The sequence below is a fragment of the Escherichia sp. HH26CH genome, assembly GCF_009820205.1.
GTDB lineage: Bacteria > Pseudomonadota > Gammaproteobacteria > Enterobacterales > Enterobacteriaceae > Escherichia > Escherichia coli_F.
The window spans coordinates 477,890-499,463 of the sequence record NZ_VNXM01000012.1; the positions used below are offsets into that span (position 1 = coordinate 477,890).

Annotated in this window: 23 protein-coding genes; 10 read left to right on the forward strand and 13 right to left on the reverse strand. The window is 47.7% G+C overall.

Annotated elements, in window-relative coordinates; genetic code table 11:
- Positions 1-149: 149 nt before the first annotated feature.
- From rspA to FQ015_RS04365, 4 genes are all read left to right on the forward strand, one after another.
- On the forward strand, positions 150-1,364 hold the full coding sequence (gene rspA, locus FQ015_RS04350) for a starvation-sensing protein RspA (RefSeq protein WP_039021285.1): 1,215 nt from the start codon (positions 150-152) through the stop codon (positions 1,362-1,364).
- An 11-nt stretch (positions 1,365-1,375) separates the two neighbouring features.
- Positions 1,376-2,395, forward strand: a complete 1,020-nt coding sequence (locus FQ015_RS04355; protein WP_000836045.1) for a Zn-dependent oxidoreductase — start codon at positions 1,376-1,378, stop codon at positions 2,393-2,395.
- 57 nt (positions 2,396-2,452) lie between these two features.
- Positions 2,453-3,820 carry an MHS family MFS transporter YdfJ gene (ydfJ, locus tag FQ015_RS04360; RefSeq protein WP_000151245.1) on the forward strand — a complete coding sequence of 456 codons (1,368 nt, stop codon included), beginning with the start codon at positions 2,453-2,455 and terminating at the stop codon, positions 3,818-3,820.
- An 89-nt stretch (positions 3,821-3,909) separates the two neighbouring features.
- Positions 3,910-5,370, forward strand: coding sequence for a mannitol dehydrogenase family protein (locus FQ015_RS04365; RefSeq protein WP_160523739.1), 1,461 nt, complete (start codon positions 3,910-3,912; stop codon positions 5,368-5,370).
- A 35-nt stretch (positions 5,371-5,405) separates the two neighbouring features.
- On the opposite strand, the gene ydfZ is transcribed toward FQ015_RS04365, so the two are convergent.
- The 3 genes from ydfZ to ydfG form a co-directional block, all read right to left on the reverse strand.
- Complete coding sequence (gene ydfZ / locus FQ015_RS04370; RefSeq protein ID WP_000214712.1) at positions 5,406-5,609, reverse strand: putative selenium delivery protein YdfZ; 204 nt, start codon at positions 5,607-5,609, stop codon at positions 5,406-5,408.
- A gap of 176 nt (positions 5,610-5,785) precedes the next feature.
- The gene (gene rspR / locus FQ015_RS04375; RefSeq protein ID WP_000215540.1) at positions 5,786-6,472 is read right to left on the reverse strand and encodes a DNA-binding transcriptional regulator rspR; all 687 of its coding nucleotides are present in this window, start codon (positions 6,470-6,472) and stop codon (positions 5,786-5,788) included.
- 88 nt (positions 6,473-6,560) lie between these two features.
- Positions 6,561-7,307, reverse strand: a complete 747-nt coding sequence (ydfG, locus tag FQ015_RS04380) for a bifunctional NADP-dependent 3-hydroxy acid dehydrogenase/3-hydroxypropionate dehydrogenase YdfG (protein WP_000636571.1) — start codon at positions 7,305-7,307, stop codon at positions 6,561-6,563.
- A gap of 136 nt (positions 7,308-7,443) precedes the next feature.
- Here ydfG and dcp point away from each other — a divergent pair, with 136 nt between their 5' ends.
- Positions 7,444-9,489, forward strand: coding sequence for a peptidyl-dipeptidase Dcp (gene dcp, locus FQ015_RS04385; RefSeq protein ID WP_160523740.1), 2,046 nt, complete (start codon positions 7,444-7,446; stop codon positions 9,487-9,489).
- Between the two features lie 44 nt (positions 9,490-9,533).
- Here dcp and FQ015_RS04390 read toward each other — a convergent pair whose 3' ends face one another.
- Positions 9,534-10,052 (reverse strand): 2-oxo-tetronate isomerase, encoded by a 519-nt coding sequence (locus FQ015_RS04390; RefSeq protein ID WP_160523741.1) that lies wholly within the window; start codon positions 10,050-10,052, stop codon positions 9,534-9,536.
- 278 nt (positions 10,053-10,330) lie between these two features.
- Between FQ015_RS04390 and ydeI the strand changes: the two genes are divergently transcribed.
- Both ydeI and dgcZ read left to right on the forward strand, forming a co-directional pair.
- Positions 10,331-10,723: a YdeI family stress tolerance OB fold protein gene (gene ydeI, locus FQ015_RS04395; RefSeq protein ID WP_000671737.1), complete on the forward strand. Its 393-nt coding sequence runs from the start codon at positions 10,331-10,333 to the stop codon at positions 10,721-10,723.
- A gap of 254 nt (positions 10,724-10,977) precedes the next feature.
- Positions 10,978-11,868, forward strand: a complete 891-nt coding sequence (gene dgcZ / locus FQ015_RS04400; protein ID WP_088541879.1) for a diguanylate cyclase DgcZ — start codon at positions 10,978-10,980, stop codon at positions 11,866-11,868.
- Between the two features lie 114 nt (positions 11,869-11,982).
- Here the strand turns inward: dgcZ and mgtT are convergent, their stop codons facing one another.
- The 3 genes from mgtT to ydeE form a co-directional block, all read right to left on the reverse strand.
- A complete protein-coding gene (mgtT, locus tag FQ015_RS24100; protein ID WP_212734532.1) occupies positions 11,983-12,087 on the reverse strand; it encodes a hypothetical protein in 105 nt (34 codons plus the stop codon).
- Positions 12,087-12,182 (reverse strand): protein MgtS, encoded by a 96-nt coding sequence (mgtS, locus tag FQ015_RS04405; protein ID WP_000901367.1) that lies wholly within the window; start codon positions 12,180-12,182, stop codon positions 12,087-12,089. Before mgtS ends, mgtT begins: the two co-directional genes overlap by 1 nt.
- Before the next feature lie 126 nt (positions 12,183-12,308).
- Entirely contained in the window at positions 12,309-13,496 is a 1,188-nt protein-coding gene (gene ydeE, locus FQ015_RS04410; RefSeq protein ID WP_095157822.1) for an efflux MFS transporter YdeE, read from the reverse strand.
- 194 nt (positions 13,497-13,690) lie between these two features.
- On the opposite strand from ydeE, the gene eamA reads away from it, so the two are divergent.
- Positions 13,691-14,590, forward strand: coding sequence for an O-acetylserine/cysteine exporter (eamA, locus tag FQ015_RS04415; RefSeq protein WP_032184269.1), 900 nt, complete (start codon positions 13,691-13,693; stop codon positions 14,588-14,590).
- A gap of 30 nt (positions 14,591-14,620) precedes the next feature.
- Here the strand turns inward: eamA and marB are convergent, their stop codons facing one another.
- The 3 genes from marB to marR are packed head-to-tail and all read right to left on the reverse strand — an operon-like array spanning position 14,621 to position 15,709.
- Complete coding sequence (gene marB / locus FQ015_RS04420; protein WP_160523742.1) at positions 14,621-14,839, reverse strand: multiple antibiotic resistance protein MarB; 219 nt, start codon at positions 14,837-14,839, stop codon at positions 14,621-14,623.
- A gap of 31 nt (positions 14,840-14,870) precedes the next feature.
- Complete coding sequence (gene marA / locus FQ015_RS04425) at positions 14,871-15,254, reverse strand: MDR efflux pump AcrAB transcriptional activator MarA (protein ID WP_000091199.1); 384 nt, start codon at positions 15,252-15,254, stop codon at positions 14,871-14,873.
- A gap of 20 nt (positions 15,255-15,274) precedes the next feature.
- On the reverse strand, positions 15,275-15,709 hold the full coding sequence (gene marR / locus FQ015_RS04430; RefSeq protein ID WP_000843424.1) for a multiple antibiotic resistance transcriptional regulator MarR: 435 nt from the start codon (positions 15,707-15,709) through the stop codon (positions 15,275-15,277).
- 211 nt (positions 15,710-15,920) lie between these two features.
- On the opposite strand from marR, the gene marC reads away from it, so the two are divergent.
- Positions 15,921-16,586, forward strand: a complete 666-nt coding sequence (marC, locus tag FQ015_RS04435) for an NAAT family transporter MarC (protein WP_000885028.1) — start codon at positions 15,921-15,923, stop codon at positions 16,584-16,586.
- A gap of 24 nt (positions 16,587-16,610) precedes the next feature.
- On the opposite strand, the gene ydeA is transcribed toward marC, so the two are convergent.
- From ydeA to ptrR, 3 genes are all read right to left on the reverse strand, one after another.
- On the reverse strand, positions 16,611-17,801 hold the full coding sequence (gene ydeA / locus FQ015_RS04440; protein WP_160523743.1) for an L-arabinose MFS transporter: 1,191 nt from the start codon (positions 17,799-17,801) through the stop codon (positions 16,611-16,613).
- Between the two features lie 148 nt (positions 17,802-17,949).
- The gene (gene yneK, locus FQ015_RS04445; RefSeq protein ID WP_160523744.1) at positions 17,950-19,065 is read right to left on the reverse strand and encodes a putative protein YneK; all 1,116 of its coding nucleotides are present in this window, start codon (positions 19,063-19,065) and stop codon (positions 17,950-17,952) included.
- Between the two features lie 77 nt (positions 19,066-19,142).
- Positions 19,143-20,024, reverse strand: a complete 882-nt coding sequence (gene ptrR, locus FQ015_RS04450) for a putrescine utilization regulator PtrR (protein ID WP_160523745.1) — start codon at positions 20,022-20,024, stop codon at positions 19,143-19,145.
- Positions 20,025-20,124: 100 nt separating this feature from the next.
- On the opposite strand from ptrR, the gene sad reads away from it, so the two are divergent.
- A complete protein-coding gene (sad, locus tag FQ015_RS04455; RefSeq protein ID WP_160523746.1) occupies positions 20,125-21,513 on the forward strand; it encodes a succinate-semialdehyde dehydrogenase in 1,389 nt (462 codons plus the stop codon).
- Positions 21,514-21,574: the final 61 nt, after the last annotated feature.

The window sequence follows — 21,574 nt, forward strand, 5'->3', positions numbered from 1 at the left end:
TTCTATTTCATCTTTTGTCAACCATTCACGGCGCAAATATACGCCTTTTTTTGTGATCACTCCGGCTTTTTTCGTTTTTCATACTTGTATGGTAGTAGCTCAGTTGCGTAGATTTCATGCATCACGACAAGCGATGCAAGGAATCGAACATGAAGATCGTAAAGGCTGAAGTTTTTGTTACCTGTCCGGGGCGTAATTTCGTCACATTAAAAATCACCACTGAGGACGGTATTACGGGCCTTGGGGATGCCACCCTCAATGGACGTGAGCTTTCCGTGGCCTCTTATTTGCAGGATCACCTTTGTCCGCAGCTTATTGGTCGCGATGCACAGCGTATCGAAGATATCTGGCAGTTTTTCTATAAAGGTGCGTACTGGCGTCGCGGTCCGGTGACGATGTCGGCCATTTCAGCGGTTGATATGGCGCTGTGGGATATTAAAGCCAAAGCTGCCAACATGCCGCTTTACCAGTTACTCGGCGGCGCGTCTCGTGAAGGGGTGATGGTTTATTGCCATACCACCGGTCACAGTATTGATGAAGCTCTGGATGATTATGCCCGTCATCAGGAGCTGGGATTCAAAGCCATCCGCGTGCAGTGCGGAATCCCTGGTATGAAAACCACCTACGGCATGTCGAAAGGCAAAGGTCTGGCTTATGAACCCGCAACCAAAGGACAGTGGCCGGAAGAGCAGCTGTGGTCGACGGAGAAATACCTCGATTTCATGCCGAAATTGTTTGACGCGGTACGTAACAAGTTTGGTTTTAATGAACATTTGCTGCATGACATGCACCATCGCTTAACGCCTATTGAAGCGGCGCGCTTTGGTAAAAGCATTGAAGATTATCGCATGTTCTGGATGGAAGACCCGACGCCTGCGGAAAACCAGGAATGCTTCCGTCTCATTCGCCAACATACCGTCACACCCATCGCGGTGGGTGAAGTCTTCAACAGCATCTGGGACTGCAAGCAACTGATTGAAGAGCAACTTATCGATTATATCCGCACCACGCTGACCCATGCAGGCGGAATTACCGGTATGCGCCGGATTGCCGATTTTGCTTCGTTGTATCAGGTACGTACTGGCTCACACGGTCCTTCCGATTTGTCACCAGTCTGCATGGCTGCGGCGCTGCACTTTGATCTGTGGGTCCCCAATTTCGGTGTCCAGGAATACATGGGCTATTCCGAACAAATGCTCGAAGTCTTCCCGCACAACTGGATTTTCGATAACGGCTATATGCATCCGGGAGACAAACCGGGTCTTGGCATCGAATTCGATGAAAAGCTGGCGGCGAAATATCCCTATGAACCTGCTTATCTGCCAGTCGCACGTCTGGAAGATGGCACGCTGTGGAACTGGTAAGGAGTAAGATAATGAAAAGCATTTTAATTGAAAAACCGAATCAACTGGCAATTATCGAACGCGAAATACCCACCCCGTCAGCGGGTGAAGTACGAGTAAAAGTGAAACTTGCCGGAATTTGTGGTTCAGATAGCCATATTTATCGTGGGCATAATCCTTTTGCGAAATATCCGCGCGTCATTGGACATGAATTCTTTGGCGTCATTGATGCAGTGGGTGAAGGCGTGGAAAGCGACAGAGTCGGTGAACGCGTTGCTGTCGATCCGGTGGTCAGCTGTGGGCATTGCTATCCGTGCTCTATAGGTAAGCCGAACGTTTGTACGACACTGGCTGTATTAGGTGTGCACGCTGACGGTGGTTTCAGTGAATATGCCGTGGTGCCGGCAAAAAATGCGTGGAAAATTCCTGAAGCAGTGGCCGATCAATATGCGGTGATGATCGAACCTTTTACCATTGCGGCTAACGTTACCGGTCATGGTCAACCGACTGAAAATGATACCGTTCTGGTTTACGGTGCAGGTCCAATCGGCCTGACGATCGTTCAGGTATTAAAAGGCGTCTATAACGTTAAGAATGTGATTGTTGCCGATCGCATTGATGAACGACTGGAAAAAGCGAAAGAGAGCGGGGCAGACTGGGCGATTAATAACAGCCAGACACCGCTTGGCGAGATTTTCGCTGAAAAAGGCATAAAGCCGACATTAATTATCGATGCGGCTTGTCATCCTTCAATCCTGAAAGAAGCCGTAACGCTGGCTTCTCCAGCGGCACGTATTGTATTGATGGGCTTCTCCAGTGAACCGTCTGAAGTGATTCAGCAAGGAATTACCGGAAAAGAACTCTCTATTTTCTCTTCACGCTTAAATGCAAATAAATTCCCGGTCGTTATCGACTGGTTAAGTAAAGGGTTAATTAAACCAGAAAAACTAATTACCCATACGTTTGATTTCCAGCATGTTGCTGATGCCATTAGTTTATTTGAACAGGATCAAAAGCATTGCTGCAAAGTCTTACTCACTTTTTCTGAATAATACCAATAACGGCGAGTAAGTAGTACGCATCTTACCTCTTTTTTAGAGATAACCATTATGACAATAGAAAAACACGAAAGAAGCACTAAGGATTTGGTGAAAGCAGCAGTATCGGGATGGCTGGGCACTGCGCTTGAATTCATGGATTTCCAGTTATATTCGCTCGGCGCAGCGTTAGTGTTTCATGAAATATTTTTTCCTGAATCATCAACGGCAATGGCGTTAATTCTGGCAATGGGAACCTACGGTGCAGGTTATGTGGCGCGTATTGTCGGAGCATTTATTTTCGGCAAAATGGGCGACAGAATCGGGCGTAAAAAAGTGCTCTTTATTACCATCACTATGATGGGGATCTGTACCACCTTAATTGGTGTGCTGCCGACCTATGCACAAATTGGTGTGTTTGCGCCAATTTTGCTGGTGACGCTGCGTATTATTCAGGGGCTGGGGGCAGGCGCGGAAATTTCCGGTGCCGGTACGATGCTGGCGGAATATGCGCCAAAAGGTAAGCGCGGAATTATCTCCTCATTTGTTGCTATGGGGACTAACTGCGGAACCTTGAGCGCAACGGCAATCTGGGCCTTTATGTTCTTCATTCTCAGTAAAGAGGAACTGTTGGCGTGGGGATGGCGTATACCGTTCCTGGCGAGCGTTGTCGTGATGGTCTTTGCTATCTGGTTGCGTATGAATCTGAAAGAAAGCCCGGTCTTTGAGAAGGTTAACGACAGCAACCAACCGACAGCAAAACCTGCACCTGCTGGTAGCATGTTCCAGAGCAAATCCTTCTGGCTGGCAACAGGGCTGCGTTTTGGTCAGGCTGGTAACTCAGGTTTAATTCAGACTTTCCTTGCAGGCTATTTAGTGCAGACGTTATTGTTTAACAAAGCAATTCCAACAGATGCATTGATGATCAGTTCGATTCTCGGCTTTATGACCATTCCGTTCCTTGGTTGGTTATCCGATAAAATTGGTCGCCGGATCCCGTATATTATTATGAATACCTCTGCGATTGTGCTGGCGTGGCCAATGCTTTCTATCATCGTAGATAAAAGCTATGCCCCGAGCACCATTATGGTTGCACTGATTGTGATTCATAACTGTGCGGTACTGGGATTATTTGCTCTGGAAAACATTACCATGGCAGAAATGTTCGGCTGTAAAAATCGCTTTACCCGGATGGCCATTTCTAAAGAAATTGGTGGTCTTATCGCTTCCGGTTTTGGTCCTATCCTGGCGGGTATTTTCTGCACCATGACGGAATCCTGGTATCCGATCGCCATTATGATCATGGCATATTCAGTGATTGGTTTAATCTCTGCGCTGAAAATGCCAGAAGTGAAAGACCGTGATTTAAGTGCACTGGAAGATGCCGCGGAAGATCAACCGCGTGTTGTAACAGCTGCGCAACCTTCAAGAAGTCTGTAAATCCTCCATCCCTTCTCTTACCGGAGAGGGGATTTTTTATTCATATAACAAAACATGCAGCTTGCCATATTTAAATTTAAGGAATTGTTATGGGAAATAATTTGTTATCAGCAAAAGCGACGCTCCCTGTTTATGATCGTAATAACCTGGCCCCAAGAATTGTTCATTTAGGTTTTGGTGCATTTCACCGTGCGCATCAGGGCGTGTATGCCGATATTCTTGCTTCGGAACATTACAGTGACTGGGGATATTATGAGGTCAACTTAATCGGCGGCGAACAGCAAATTGCCGATTTACAACAGCAAGATAATCTTTATACCGTTGCGGAAATGTCGGCCGATGCGTGGACGGCTCGCGTCGTTGGCGTCGTTAAAAAAGCCTTGCACGTACAAATAGATGGCTTAGAAACCGTGCTGGCTGCGATGTGTGAACCGCAAATCGCGATTGTCTCTCTGACAATCACCGAAAAAGGGTATTTCCACTCTCCGGCGACCGGACAGTTAATGCTCGATCACCCGATGGTCGTTGCCGACGTGCAAAATCCCCACCAGCCGAAAACTGCAACAGGGGTGATTGTTGAGGCGCTGGCTCGCCGTAAAGCGGCAGGACTTCCCGCATTTACCGTCATGTCATGTGACAACATGCCAGAAAACGGTCATGTTATGCGTGACGTTGTCACTTCCTACGCGCAAGCTGTTGATGTAAAACTGGCACAATGGATCGAAGAAAACGTGACTTTCCCATCAACAATGGTGGACCGTATTGTGCCCGCAGTGACAGAGGATACGCTGGCGAAAATCGAACAACTTACCGGTGTGCGCGATCCTGCTGGCGTTGCCTGTGAACCTTTCCGCCAGTGGGTAATAGAAGATAACTTTGTTGCCGGACGTCCGGAATGGGAAAAAGCGGGAGCCGAACTGGTGAGTGATGTGCTGCCTTATGAAGAGATGAAGTTGCGCATGCTCAACGGCAGTCATTCATTCCTGGCGTATCTGGGATATCTTGCGGGATATCAGCACATTAATGACTGCATGGAAGATGAAAATTATCGCCGTGCGGCACATGCCTTGATGTTGCAGGAACAGGCGCCGACGCTGAAAGTGCAGGGCGTGGATCTGCAAAATTATGCGGATCGACTAATTGAACGCTACAGTAATCCAGCGTTACGCCATCGAACCTGGCAGATTGCGATGGATGGCAGCCAGAAATTGCCACAGCGGATGTTGGATTCTGTTCGCTGGCATCTGGCGCATGACAGCAAGTTCGATCTGCTGGCGCTGGGCGTCGCGGGTTGGATGCGTTATGTCGGTGGTGTTGATGAACAGGGAAATCAGATAGAAATCAGTGACCCACTGTTACCTGTTATTCAGAAGGCAGTACAAAGTAGTGCTGAAGGGACAGCGCGCGTCCAGTCATTGCTGGCGATTAAGGCGATCTTTGGTGATGATTTACCGGGCAATAGCTTGTTTACTGCAAAAGTGACGGAAGCGTACTTGTCGTTATTAGCGCATGGCGCGAAAGCGACCGTGGCGAAATATTCCGTGAAGTAAAAAAAGCAATGCCGCCATCGGCGGCATTCACACGCTTAGTTCATGCCGAGACGAATCAGGTCCAGTGGTGCCAGTTTCTCTTCACAACCTTCAACAACTACGGTTTTTCCGCGGCGGATTTGCTCAGCGGTCAGACCTTCAGTATCAATCGACAGGATCTTGCCAGTGTGACCGGTGCCGCTAACCATAACACGGCTGCCAGTGGTGATTGCGTTACGGTTACGATCGTAGGTCGTCATAGGTGTTTTCTCCTTTCTGATTTACAGTCGAAGCCCACGTAACGGGCGCAATATAAATACTCCTGTCGAGTGAAATATTTTTTGTTTTTGATCAAGCTCACATCTTTTTTGATGCATGCATGAGCCATATGACGGAGGGAAAAACTCTCACCCCGGATGGGATGAGAGGAAATGAATTACTCTTCGCTAAACCAGTCGCTGTTTTCCTGGCGGATCTGGCGCACGGATTCGCTGATTTCCTGCAAATGTTGCGTCATTGCACGTTCTACCGCATCGCCATCACGTTTTTGCAGGGCAGAGAAAATCTCAAGATGCTGGCGTAACAGCATTTCTGGTGGAGAAACGTGGTCGAAACTCATATAGCGCACGCGATCAACGGTCGCTTTCAGGTTCTCAATGGTATCCCACGCCAGTTGACAGTCGGCAATCTGCGTCAGGAGTTGATGGAAGTTGTCATCAAGTTCAAAAAAATCATCCAGTTGCTTGCGCTCAATGGCAATGCGTTGCTGGTGAAGATTTTGTTCCAGTTGGTAGCACTGGCTTTCGGTAATCATGCTCGCCGCCCGACGCGCCACCGCGCACTCAATGGCCTGACGGATAAAACTGCCGTTGTGCACCTGGGCCATGGAAATTTTGTTGACGTAGCTGCCACGCTGCGGACGAATTTGAATCAGGCCGTTTTCCGCCAGTTTAATAAAGGCTTCACGAACCGGCTGGCGTGACACATTGAAACGAACAGAAACTTCTTTTTCCGACAACGGTGTGCCTGGTGCAATCAGGCAATGGACAATGTCGCGGCGAAGAATACGATAAATCTGCTGATTGACAGGCTGTGTGGGATTAAGTTGCGTTTCGACGGTCATTCGTTCTTGCTTGTGAGTGAGTTAACTGCATGAGTCTACCACTTTTTTGTGACAAGCAATAACCCGGCAGTTACGCCGGGTATAAAAATTACTGACGGTGGACATTCAGTCCGGCATAGCTTTGGGTAACCGGCATCATTTCCAGGGTATTGATATTGACGTGAGCAGGCAGCGTTGACACCCACCAGACGGCTTCGCTGACATCTTCTGGCGTCAATGCAACTGTGTTTTGATAGGTTTTTTCGGCTTTACCGTCATCACCTTTAAAGCGGACATTAGAAAACTCGGTGCCACCCACCAGCCCCGGTTCGATGTCTGTGACACGTACTGCCGTACCGTGCAGATCTGTGCGTAGATTAAGGCTGAACTGACGAACAAACGCTTTCGTCGCACCATAAACGTTACCACCAGCATACGGCCAGCTGCCTGCCGTGGAGCCAATGTTAATGATATGACCGTGATTACGTTCAACCATACCCGGTAAGACGGCCCGCGTCATATATACCAGGCCTTTGTTGTTGGTATCAATCATCGTTTCCCAGTCTTCAACGCTGGCTTTATGCGCAGGCTCCATGCCCAGCGCCAGACCGGCATTGTTTACCAGGATATCAATATTGCACCACTCGGCAGGAAGCGATGCCAGCATCTCTTCAATAGCGGCGCGATTACGAACGTCCAGTTGGGCGATATACAGATTATCACCCAGTTCGTCTTTTAACTCCTGCAACCGCTCCTGGCGACGGCCAGTGGCGATAACTTTATGCCCTTGTTGAATAAAACGACGAGTAATGCATTCACCAAAACCTGCCGTTGCTCCAGTTACTAAAACGATCATCTCACTGTTCCTCAACGCTTTTGTGTGTCAATAACATAGCACGTGATGCTTAAGAGCGGGTAATACTGGTTTGCAAGATTGCACTCCGTTATCAGTAAGCCTACGCTATGGAACACCTCGCGTTCAGGAGAAGAAAATGACAACAATGAATCCTTTCCTTGTGCAAAGCACACTGCCGTATCTGGCTCCCCATTTTGATCAAATTGCCAATCATCACTATCGACCGGCATTTGATGAGGGAATGCAGCAAAAGCGGGCCGAAATTGCCGCCATTGCGCTCAACCCGCAAACACCTGATTTCAACAATACTATTCTGGCACTGGAGCAGAGTGGGGAACTGCTGACCCGCGTCACCAGCGTTTTTTTTGCGATGACTGCGGCGCATACCAATGATGAATTACAGCGTCTTGATGAGCAGTTTTCCGCTGAACTGGCAGAACTGGCTAATGATATCTATCTGAACGGTGAATTATTCGCGCGAGTAGATGCTGTCTGGCAGCGACGTGAATCCGAGGGGCTTGATAGTGAATCCATTCGCCTGGTGGAGGTTATTCATCAACGTTTTGTCCTTGCCGGAGCCAAACTTGCACAAGCTGATAAAGCAAAATTAAAAGTTCTTAATACAGAAGCTGCGACCCTGACCAGCCAGTTTAACCAGCGGTTACTTGCGGCAAATAAATCCGGCGGTCTGGTTCTGGACGATATTGCGCAACTGGCTGGGATGAGCGAACAGGAGATTGCGCTGGCGGCAGAGGCGGCTCGCGAGAAAGGTCTTGATAACAAATGGCTTATTCCGCTGCTGAATACCACCCAGCAACCGGCGCTTGCTGAACTGCGCGATCGCGCGACGCGTGAAAAACTATTCGCTGCGGGCTGGACGCGGGCAGAAAAAAATGACGCTAACGATACCCGTGCCATTATTCAACGGCTTGTGGAGATCCGCGCGCAGCAGGCAAAACTGCTTGGTTTCCCTCATTATGCTGCATGGAAAATCGCCGATCAGATGGCAAAAACACCTGAAGCAGCACTTAACTTTATGCGGGAAATTGTTCCAGCGGCGCGTCAACGTGCGAGCGATGAATTAGCCTCCATACAGGCGGTTATCGATAAGCAGCAGGGCGGGTTTAGCGTGCAGCCGTGGGACTGGGCATTTTATGCCGAACAGGTACGGCGGGAGAAATTTGATCTTGATGAGGCGCAGCTCAAGCCATATTTTGAATTAAACACGGTGTTGAATGAAGGTGTATTCTGGACCGCGAATCAGCTCTTCGGTATTAAGTTTGTCGAACGTTTTGATATTCCTGTCTACCATCCTGACGTTCGTGTGTGGGAAATTTTTGATCATAATGGCGTGGGGCTGGCGTTATTTTACGGTGATTTCTTCGCCCGTGATTCAAAAAGCGGCGGTGCATGGATGGGCAATTTTGTTGAGCAATCAACGCTGAATGAAACGCATCCGGTAATTTATAACGTCTGCAATTATCAGAAACCCGCTGCCGGTGAACCTGCGTTGTTACTCTGGGATGATGTGATAACCTTATTCCATGAATTTGGTCATACGCTGCACGGCCTTTTTGCCCGCCAGCGTTATGCCACGCTTTCCGGTACCAACACGCCGCGTGATTTTGTCGAATTTCCATCGCAAATCAACGAACACTGGGCAACGCATCCGCAGGTATTCGCTCGCTACGCCCGGCATTATCAGAGCGGGGCAGCAATGCCTGACGAACTGCAACAGAAAATGCGTAAAGCCAGCCTGTTCAACAAAGGGTATGAGATGAGCGAACTGCTTAGCGCCGCACTTCTCGATATGCGCTGGCATTGCCTGGAAGAAAACGAAGCAATGCAGGATGTCGATGATTTCGAATTGCGGGCGCTGGTGGCGGAAAATATGGATCTTCCTGCTATACCGCCACGCTATCGCAGCAGTTATTTCGCCCATATTTTTGGGGGCGGATATGCCGCAGGTTATTACGCTTATCTGTGGACGCAAATGTTGGCCGATGATGGTTACCAGTGGTTTGTTGAGCAGGGCGGATTAACGCGTGAAAATGGGCTGCGTTTTCGCGAGGCGATCCTTTCCAGAGGTAACAGCGAAGATCTGGAACGCCTGTATCGACAATGGCGCGGTAAGGCTCCTCAGATTATGCCGATGCTGCAACATCGTGGCTTGAACATATAAACACCACCAATGGCTGTCCTGGAGATATCGCCAGGCCAGCCTGGTTATAGCAGTAATTGCAGCAGCTGGGCGAGGGCAAACCTCACCGCTAAAGCTAATACCGTTTCGCAGTCGCCAGCAAAATGCATAACCGCAGTGTATTTCTGGCCTTTAATATGCCACGCGAACCAGACGGTACCCGCTGGCGTACCATCTTCACCGCCCTGCGGTCCGCCGTAGCCGGTAATGGCAATACTGACATCAGCATCCGCACGCTCTATGGCACCGGTTGCCATTTCTGCTGCCACTTTCTCACTCACCGCAGAATATCGTTCAAGAGATTGCTGGCTTACGCTGAGGATTTTCATCTTTGCCTGATCGGTGAAAGTAACAAATCCTGCACCGTAAAATTTGGGTGTATCTTCAGCTGCACACAGGGCGCTAGCCAACTTACCGCCGGTGCATGATTCGGCGGTAGTTAAGCGTAATTGATCCGCGATAAGTCTTTGACTCAACGCGGATGTCAGGTTTTCAATAGTGTCGGTATCTGCAAGTTGTACAATTTTATCTCTATTAATGTTCACTGTTGTTTGTCCACGCTATTATTTACAAAGGTAATTTACTTTTTCTGTATACTCTTCCGTTATAATAATTTTCAAATTTATAAATCCGATTATTCTGAAAATGAGTTTAAGACTCTTTAATCTTCTTCTTAACTTTAGTGAGTAAAATTCTCTGAATATTTGACAGCTAGTTGCCTGATTTTAAATGCCTTATAACAATTGGCAGTATTCTTATTTGGCAATTATAAAAATAGCAACCAGACTTAATAAGTCAAACCAAACGCAATTAAGGAGTTAGTATGAAATTTCAGGCCATTGTATTAGCAAGTTTTCTTGTCATGCCTTATGCGTTGGCAGATGACCAGGGCGGTTTAAAACAGGATGCAGCGCCACCGCCGCCTCATGCAATAGAAGATGGCTATCGCGGAACCGATGATGCAAAAAAAATGACCGTTGATTTCGCAAAAACCATGCATGATGGCGCTTCGGTTTCACTACGCGGTAATTTGATTTCTCACAAAGGAGAAGACCGTTACGTTTTTCGCGATAAGAGCGGTGAAATTAATGTTGTTATTCCTGCTGCTGTTTTTGATGGACGAGAAGTTCAGCCGGACCAGATGATCAACATTAGCGGCAGTCTGGATAAGAAAAGCGCGCCGGCCGTCGTTCGGGTCACTCATTTGCAGAAATAAAAATAAATTAGCCTGATGGCCTGAACTACTGGGCCATTAGGGTATTGGGTTATGCTATTTGTCATCCTCTTAATTGCGATAATGCAGAGTTAATTTATAGAATTAAACACTTTTTTATCTGCTGATTTTGTTTTAAATCACAATGTTATCTCAGAGATGGCTCATAACTTCGGATTTCTATGAAAATATTGACGTAATTTTGCTTTTCTCTCGTTAGAATAGCGCGCACAAGGAACTGTGAAAAAGGAGTGGCAATGATCAAGAAGACAACGGAAATTGATGCCATCTTGTTAAATCTCAATAAGGCTATCGATGCCCACTACCAGTGGCTGGTGAGTATGTTTCACAGCGTGGTCGCGAGAGATGCCAGTAAGCCAGAAATAACGGATAACCATTCTTATGGACTGTGCCAGTTTGGTCGGTGGATTGATCATCTGGGGCCACTCGATAACGATGAATTACCTTACGTTCGGCTAATGGATTCTGCCCATCAACATATGCATAACTGTGGTCGGGAATTAATGCTGGCTATTGTTGAAAATCACTGGCAGGACGCGCATTTCGACGCTTTTCAGGAAGGGTTGCTTTCTTTTACTGCGGCATTAACCGATTACAAAATTTATTTGCTGACGATCCGTAGCAATATGGATGTTTTGACGGGTTTGCCGGGGCGTCGGGTTCTTGATGAATCCTTTGATCATCAGTTACGCAACGCTGAACCTCTGAATCTTTATTTAATGTTGTTGGATATTGACCGATTTAAATTGGTTAATGATACCTACGGGCATTTAATCGGCGATGTAGTATTACGCACCCTGGCAACTTACTTAGCCAGTTGGACGCGCGATTACGAAACGGTTTATCGCTACGGGGGCGAAGAATTTATCATTATTGTCAAAGCGGCTAATGATGAAGAAGCATGTCGTGCAGGTATCAGAATTTGCCAGTTAGTGGATAACCATGCCATCGCACACTCTGAAGGGCATATCAACATTACCGTGACAGCAGGTGTGAGTCGCGCATTTCCTGAAGAGCCACTGGATGTGGTCATTGGAAGAGCGGACCGGGCAATGTATGAGGGTAAGCAAACCGGAAGAAATCGCTGCATGTTTATTGACGAACAAAATGTGATTAACCGAGTTTAAGCTCCGTTTAACATTCATTGAGAAAACTGATGCTACTGTGTCAACGATCCGTTATCAGTGCAGGAAAATGCCTGTTAGCGTAAAAGCAAAACACAAATCTATCCATGCAAGCATTCACCGCCGGTTTACTGGCGGTTTTTTTTCGCCGTCATAAAAATCAGGCCCCTTGTACACAGTTGTAACAAGGGGCCGGTTAGGTGAGGGATTATCTCCGTTCATTAGTCATCCCATTTGTGGCTGAAATACGCGGCCAGAAAACCAGAAAATAAAATTATTCCCAGTACGGCCATAAAAACATTCATATTACCCAGCATTATTTGCCTCCGTTTATGGTGTGGTGTGTTTCCTCGCTTACCTTAATTTTCATCTCAATGAGAAAGATATTAGCAGAGGTAACCTAAACGAAGGCTGAATTAAATTTTTATTGTGTTCGACTTAAATCAACAAAGCGCGGGCTGCCCCCACGGTCTTGCACGAATCCCTTTTAACATCAGCACCCACGCAGCAATGATCACCAACGCTAAGATGATAAACAGCGAGGAAGGCGGCAGGCTGGTTAGCACTACGCCACTCACTAATGGGTTAATCGCCGCACCAAGCCAGCCTAAAGACTGAGCGGAAAAATAGCTGGCTTTCATTCCAGGCGGCGCAATATGGTCAATCAACATATACTCGCCCGGCGCATAAATGATTTCACCGACAGTAAATACCGCAGCTGACATACCCCACAATAGCAGGCTGTTGCCGGAAAAAATAAAACCGACCAGCCCAATGACGAAACAGAGGGTGCCTGCTGTCATCAGCGCGCGGATGTTAGCCGGGTTAAGGCGGCGGCCCACGGAATATTGCAACGTAACCACCATGGCAGCATTCACCGGAAGAACAACCGCGACCACCTTTTCGGCAAAATCCCCATCAGCAATCACCATCACATATTGTGAAATGCATGAAGCAAATGCGCCGCTAACAAAAGAAGCCAGAAAACCAGAGCAGGTAAACCACAACAGTGCTTTATCTTGTAATAAAACTTTCGGCGACCAGACACTGCCTGTTTCCGTGGCGATGATTTTCTCGCTGCGCTTTACCCAAATTTGAATGAAAAGCATGGGAAACGCGGAACAGATAGCTGCCAGCCAAAAGGGCAGATTGATGCTCTGCATCACCAACAGCGTGCCGAGCGGCGGACCGATTGTCCAGCCAATGTTGAGCATGGTGTAGTTGATTGAGAAGATTTTCGTTTTGCTGGTGGACGAAAGATTGTCGGCAAACCAGGCTTTCAGCACGGTAGCAAAAACGGAATAGGCGCAGTTAATAAGGGCAAAAAAGAGCACCACCAGCGTCACGTTATTCACTAAAGGAATGGCAATAAAACCGCTAGCGAAGGCGGTAATTGCCAGTAACATATAGCGTTTCTTGTCGAACTTATCCGCCAGGATACCAAAACCGAGGCTAAAAACGACGCCAATAGTGAGCGCAATTGTCATCGCATAACCGATTAGATCGACACTCAGGCTGTACTGGCGACTCAAGTAAATGGTCATAAATGGCAGCGTAGCGCCGCGTCCGATGGTTAATAACAACGACGAGGCAAGAAGGGCGCTGGTAGAGCGTCGTAGGGATAAGTTCATTTGTCTGTCCGGCAGTGCGTTTCGTTATGTTTTGTTTTAGAGATGTAAAGAAATAGCATGGCAAAAATCCGAAGTATAGCGACTTATTTGCGCATTAATGCCGTCGTAACCGGCGACTAACGAATCAACTGTTAAAGAAAAGTAAATTCAGCTAAGTTGATTGCTTACAAAAGATGAAATTCAGAGGCGGTAGAATGTCGCGAAAAGATGGGGTGTTGGCGCTACTGGTAGTGGTCGTATGGGGGCTAAATTTTGTGGTCATCAAAGTGGGGCTTCATAACATGCCACCGCTGATGCTGGCCGGTTTGCGCTTTATGCTGGTCGCTTTTCCGGCCATCTTTTTTGTCGCACGACCGAAAGTACCACTGAATTTGCTGCTGGGGTATGGATTAACCATCAGTTTTGCGCAGTTTGCCTTTCTGTTCTGTGCCATAAATTTTGGTATGCCTGCTGGGCTGGCCTCACTGGTATTACAGGCTCAGGCGTTTTTTACTATTGTGCTCGGTGCGTTTACTTTTGGCGAACGGCTGCACGGTAAGCAACTGGCGGGGATCGCGTTAGCGATTTTTGGCGTACTGGTGTTAATCGAAGATAGTTTTAACGGTCAGCATGTGGCGATGCTCGGCTTTATGTTGACCCTGGCGGCAGCATTTAGTTGGGCGTGCGGCAATATCTTCAATAAAAAAATCATGTCACACTCAACGCGTCCGGCAGTGATGTCGCTGGTCATCTGGAGCGCATTAATCCCGATCATTCCTTTCTTTGTTGCCTCGCTGATTCTCGATGGTTCCGCAACCATGATTCACAGTCTGGTCACTATCGATATGACCACCATCTTGTCTCTGATGTATCTGGCGTTTGTGGCGACAATTGTTGGTTATGGGATCTGGGGGACGTTACTGGGACGCTATGAAACCTGGCGGGTTGCACCGTTATCGTTACTGGTGCCCGTAGTAGGACTGGCAAGTGCGGCACTATTGCTGGATGAACGCTTAACGGGTCTGCAATTCTTTGGTGCGGTGCTCATTATGACCGGGCTATATATCAATGTGTTTGGTATGCGGTGGCGTAAAGCAGTGAAAGTGAGAGGCTAAAAAGCCCCGAGATGTCGGGGCCAGAATAAACTATATAGCGTGTTGATTATAATAGGGCACGCCAAGCGCATCCGATTTATCACTGCCTGTGCTCATGTGGTTAAAATCAAATGGTGATTGTTCCGGTGATGGAGGAACAACCACCACATTGCCACAGGAAGTAACAACCGGGTGCGTGGTTTGTTCCGCAACGCCCTGCGTGGAAAAGAGAATAAGCGCAGCTGCTATTGCGGATAAAAGTGGTTTCATGATTGCCTCAGTGACGTTGTCACGTTATCAACTAGCTGTTGTAATGATTTAATGGATGTAAAAAGCGCGATTCGCCCTGCATATTGGTCATCCGGTATTTATGTGGCGGAACATCAAAGTAATTTTTGAAGGTTCGGGTCAGAGTTTGTTGTGACTCGAAGCCATATCGTTCTGCCAGATAGAGTATCGGCTCGTTACTTTCCTTCAGCTTTTGCGCGATTTCCGTCATCTTACGGCTGCGGATGTATTGGCCTAATGAATGACCGGTTTCTTTTTTAAACATCCGTTGCAGGTGCCATTTGGAGTAACCCGAACGCTCTGACACTTTCTCCAGTGACAGTGGCGATTCCAGGTTGTCCTCGATCCAGTCCAAAATGCTATGAATGGTAATAGCGTCAGTATTGCGTCTGGACATCGTCATACCTCTTTTTTTGTTTACGGCAGGACTTTCTTAAGCAAATGCTCAAGTGTTGCCACTTCGTCCGCCGTCAGGTTTTTTGTTAATTCTTGATGCAGGTCCTGGCCAACTAATTGATGGCATTGTTCACATATTGCCGCGCCGCTGGTGGTAAGTTTTACCAGTACGCCGCGCTTATCATTCGGGTTCGGCAACCTTTCCACCCAGCCTTTACAAACCAGGCGATCCAGCATACGGGTCAGCGCTCCCAGGTCGACCGACAACACTTTTTTCAGTTCAACCGGAGTAATACACGACGCGCAGCGGATAGAGCAGAGCACCTTAAACTGTGCCGCGGTAATATCCAGCGGAGACAGATACTCGTTAAGCAGGCGATCTTTCTTCTGATTAACCATATGGATTAAGCGACCCAATGGAATAATTTCATTGAACAGATCGCTGGTACTTTTCACATTAGTTGCCCTGGCAAGTAATTAGTTGCAGGGGATAATATTGCCCAGGCAAGTATAAGTCAAATGAATGAATTAACCGATGCCACGTTTTGCTAAATCGGTTCAAGTTTTGGTCAATGCGATTCAAGGCTAGCTAAAGAGTGACACTTTATCGTTGTTTACCCCTTATACTTTTCGCTGATAACCCAGATACACAGGATAACAACCACCAATGTTAGATTTATTTAAAGCAATTGGCCTGGGGCTGGTGGTGTTACTGCCGTTAGCTAACCCATTAACAACTGTCGCGTTATTTCTTGGCCTGGCAGGCAACATGAACAGTGCTGAACGTAATCGTCAGTCGTTGATGGCCTCGGTGTACGTATTTGCCATCATGATGGTGGCGTATTACGCCGGGCAACTGGTGATGGATACATTTGGCATTTCGATTCCCGGTCTGCGAATTGCAGGCGGCTTAATCGTCGCGTTTATCGGTTTTCGGATGCTCTTTCCGCAACAGAAAGCGATTGATTCACCGGAAGCGAAAAGCAAGTCGGAAGAGCTGGAAGATGAACCCAGCGCCAATATTGCCTTTGTACCTCTGGCAATGCCTAGTACCGCCGGTCCGGGAACCATTGCGATGATTATTAGCTCGGCGTCCACTGTGCGTCAGAGTTCAACCTTCGCTGATTGGGTACTGATGGCTGCGCCGCCGCTGATCTTTTTCCTGGTGGCGGTTATTTTGTGGGGAAGTCTACGCAGCTCTGGCGCAATTATGCGGCTGGTGGGCAAGGGGGGAATTGAAGCGATCTCCCGTCTGATGGGATTCCTGCTGGTATGTATGGGTGTGCAGTTTATTATTAACGGCATCCTGGAAATCATTAAAACGTATCATTAAAAAAGGCCCAAATGGGCCTTTCAACTATTGCGTCTGTTCTTCGAGTGTCACTGGCCAGCGGCGAAAAATGATGATTGACCATATTAACGCGGCAAAAGCAGGCACCGCGCCCACATAACCAATCATCGACATTGACCAGTGCAGACTGACCTGATTACCTACCAACGCGCCAGCGCCGATTCCAATATTAAATATTCCCGAGAATAGCGCCATCGCGACGTCGGTGGCATCTGGTGCCAGCGCCAGCACTTTAACCTGCATACCAAGCCCGATGATCATCATCGCGATCCCCCAGAAAATACTCAGCACCCCGAGGGGTATTTCACTGTTCGCCGCAGGTAGCAGTAATGCAAGGCAGACCAGCAACAGCGCAATCGCCGTACTCACCAACGTAGACGCATACTGATTACCCAGTTTACCGAAAATAACGCTGCCAATAATGCCTGCACCACCGAGTAATAACAGTAATGCCGTGGCAAAGTTGGCGCTGAATCCCGCAATGTTTTGCACAAAAGGCTCGATATAGCTGTATGCCGTGTAATGGGCGGTGACAACCACCACAGTTAACAAATAAATGCTCATCAATGCCGGGCGGCGGAACAATAGCGGAAGGCTTTTCAACGACCCTGAATGCTCGCTGGGGAGTAAGGGAAGTAACTTAATCAGGCACAGAAGGGTGATAAATGCCCCGATACCGATCGCGAAGAAGGTCATACGCCAACCGAAATACTGCCCCACAATGCGCCCGAGAGGTAAACCTAATACCATCGCCAGAGCTGTACCGGTGGCAATTAAACTCAATGCCTGTGCTCGCTTTCCGGCCGGAGCCATACGGATCGCCAGAGACGCCGTAATCGACCAGAAAATCGCATGTGCAAAAGCTACACCAATGCGACTGATCACCAGAACGGTAAAGCTCCACGACAAAAAAGACAGTACATGGCTGGCAATAAACACCACAAACAGGCAGATCAGTAATTTGCGGCGTTCAACTTGGCTTGTCATTAGCATAAAAGGCAATGACATTAGCGCCACTACCCATGCATAAATGGTTAACATGATACCGACTTGAGCGGTTTGCATATGGAAACTTTGTGCGATGTCAGAAAGCAGGCCAACAGGGACAAATTCGGTAGTATTGAAGATGAAAGCGGCGACTGCCAGCGTAACTACCCGTAGCCACGCCACTTTGCGGGAAACAGTGTTTGTTGTCATAACAGATTATCGGGTGAGTTGCGAAAAGTAATAAAATGATCTTAAAACGGTTAATGATGTGAATACAATGCATTTGTGATCTGGATCGCGTTTTTCGTTTCTCTGACGCTGATTCTGTTCCGCGTCAGAGAGTCGGTAACATCACATTTTAATGACGATCAGGAAGGTCTGGCGTTTTGGTGGCTGATGGTAAAGATGGCCTCACAGGGGAACGAGGCCTGTTGTCCAGTAGTTCTTCGTTACTAATTTTGGGCGGAATTTCATTTTTTACAAAAAGTTTTAAAATCTTGCGTGCCATACGATGGATACTTTTATCTTCACTTAATAATGCCGGTATCAACACATCATTCAGGTCATTTTCATTAGGTTTCATAAAAATTTGAAAGTGCAATAACATATTTGTAAAAAATAAGAATAGACTCTGAAAGTGAGGTATTTCTTTGTTTGATAAAAGCGATAAAAAGCAGATACAAACTTCAGGTAGTACTTGTTTGTTAGAACCTAATGAATCCATGAGGTTTTGTAATAACTCCTCTTTTAATGGGCTATCCTTTATGTCGTAGATGGCGGTGATTAAGTTTGGGTTTTTATTCGCGAACCACCTGTGGACCTGCGGCTTATTCCATAGTCGGGGGAGTATGACAAAATTACCACGAGAGATAAAGTTCAGTACGAATAAATCAAACTGACGTAAGTAATCTGCAGCGGTATGATGCTCAGGAGGAAGAGGTTCAATATGTGGAGTATGAGACCTTTTGATGGGGACGCCGGGGCTGATCATTGGAAATTGTTCAATAAAGTCATTAAGAAACAGAAAGAGCACACGCTCGACGCCGGTCTGAAAGGCCCGACCCATAGTGACAGGCTTTGGGTCGGGAGCACAATAAATATTAATTTCCCCATCGTGGCGAAAATTATCTAAATAAATAGGGCTTAAATTTATTACTACCTGAAATTCAATGTTTTCTTTATGTCTTCCATTCTTAACAGGATACGTGAGTTTAAATTGAACCTTTTCATTGTATAGCGTGTCGTTATCTCGGAAAGTTGTCCTCTGTATATAAGATAGGTTATCAAGATTATTGAATATCTTTTTGGTGTTTGAATTGATATTTAAAGACGTACGCCACTCCTCATCACATATTATAATGCTGAGCGCATCAATAAAATCCTTCAAAACTTCTTTTACCTGAGGTGCAATATTGCGAACGGGAAAATCATCAGGAAGTGAGATGAAATTGCTGATGCTTACTGGCGTAACCATATTTGCCCCATATAGTCATAAGTCATCGGAACATCACTATATAGAGCATATGAGCTGCAAGAACTATCAAAAATAGCTCATTGGGAAGACTGTTTTGCTGAGTCAGGCACATCGAGCAGTTGAATAAACGCTTCAAGAGGACGCGTTTTCGCACCGCGACGCCAGACCAGCCAGGTTGTTAACCAACGCCATTGCTCAGCCAACGGCCACGCTTCAACCTGGTGATGCCCCGGCATACTTTCCAGCATTGAGCGTGGGATAAGTGCAATGCCCGCACCCGCAACCACACAGGCTAACATACCGTGATACGACTCCATTTCATGGATAGTTCCCGGAGCGGCACCGTCAGCATGAAACCAGCTCTCGAAGTGGCGACGATACGAACAATTGGCACGGAATGCATAAATGTTACTGCCATTCACCTGACTGGCACGGGTTACTGGCGCATGTCCTTGAGGCGTGACAATCATCAGCTCCTCGCGGTACACCGGTATCCCGTCAATGGCAGTATGGTTAATGGGCCCATCAATAAACGCCGCATTCAGTTTTCCCTCCAGCACCCCTTCCAGCATAGTGCCGGAAGGGCCGGTGGAAAGTGAAAACTGAATTTTGGGATAACGACGGTTAAATTCCGCCAGCGTGGCCGGAATGCGCACTGCAGCGGTGCTTTCCAACGAACCAAGAGAAAATAAACCTTGCGGCTCATCGCCAGCGACAACGCTCCGCGCTTCATCCACTAACGCGAGAATTTGTTGGCTATAGCGTAAAAAGTTATGCCCGGCAGGCGAGAGACGTAAACGCTGATTCTCGCGAATAAACAGATCAACCCCCAGTTCTGTTTCCAGCTGGCGTAGACGGGTAGTGAGATTCGACGGCACGCGATGCACTTTTGCTGCAGCCTGGGTAATGCTGCCAGCTTCGGCAACCGCGTTGAACATCTCCAGTTGGGTCAGATCCATGGCATTCTCAATTCGTGAATAAGTGGCTTAATATTATTCATTTTCAAGCAAGAGTAAATCTGCGTATCTTTTTACCATAACCCATAAAGGAGATACCCCGATGACCATTACTCCGGCAACCCATGCAATTTCGATAAATCCTGCCACTGGTGAACAACTTTCTGTGCTGCCGTGGGCTGGCGCTGACGATATAGAAAACGCACTTCAGCTGGCGGCAGCAGGCTTTCGCGACTGGCGCGAGACAAATATAGATTATCGTGCTGAAAAACTGCGTGATATCGGTAAGGCTCTGCGCGCCCGTAGCGAAGAAATGGCGCAAATGATCACCCGTGAAATGGGCAAACCGATCAACCAGGCGCGTGCTGAAGTGGCGAAATCGGCGAATTTGTGTGACTGGTATGCAGAACATGGTCCGGCGATGCTGAAGGCGGAACCTACGCTGGTGGAAAATCAGCAGGCGGTTATTGAGTATCGACCGTTGGGGACGATTCTGGCGATTATGCCGTGGAATTTTCCGTTATGGCAGGTGATGCGTGGCGCTGTTCCCATCATTCTTGCAGGTAACGGCTACTTACTTAAACATGCGCCGAATGTGACGGGCTGTGCACAGCTCATTGCCCAGGTGTTTAAAGATGCGGGGATCCCGCAAGGCGTATATGGCTGGCTGAATGCCGACAATGACGGTGTGAGTCAGATGATTAAAGATTCGCGCATTGCTGCAGTCACGGTGACCGGAAGTGTTCGTGCGGGAGCGGCTATTGGCGCACAGGCAGGGGCAGCACTGAAAAAATGCGTACTTGAACTGGGCGGTTCGGATCCGTTTATTGTACTTAACGATGCCGATCTGGAACTTGCGGTGAAAGCGGCGGTAGCCGGACGTTATCAGAATACTGGACAGGTTTGTGCAGCGGCAAAACGCTTTATTATCGAAGAGGGAATTGCTTCGGCATTTACCGAACGTTTTGTGGCAGCTGCGGCAGCCTTGAAAATGGGCGATCCCCGTGACGAAGAGAACGCTCTCGGACCAATGGCTCGTTTTGATTTACGTGATGAGCTGCATCATCAGGTAGAAAAAACTCTGGCTCAAGGTGCACGTTTGTTACTGGGCGGGGAAAAGCTGGCTGGGGCAGGTAACTACTATCCGCCAACGGTTCTGTCGAATGTCACACCAGAAATGACTGCTTTTCGGGAAGAGATGTTTGGCCCCGTTGCGGCAATCACTATTGCAAAGGATGCAGAACATGCGTTGGAACTGGCTAATGATAGCGAGTTCGGCCTTTCAGCGACCATTTTCAGCACCGACGAAACACGGGCCAGACAGATGGCGGCACGTCTGGAATGCGGTGGCGTGTTTATCAATGGTTATTGTGCCAGTGATGCGCGAGTTGCCTTTGGTGGCGTGAAGAAGAGTGGCTTTGGTCGTGAACTTTCCCATTTCGGTTTACATGAGTTCTGTAATATCCAGACGGTGTGGAAAGACCGGATCTGACGCTACATATTCAGCTCTGATATACTCGCAGGTCTTTTCAGACCTGCGGTCCAGGAGTAGA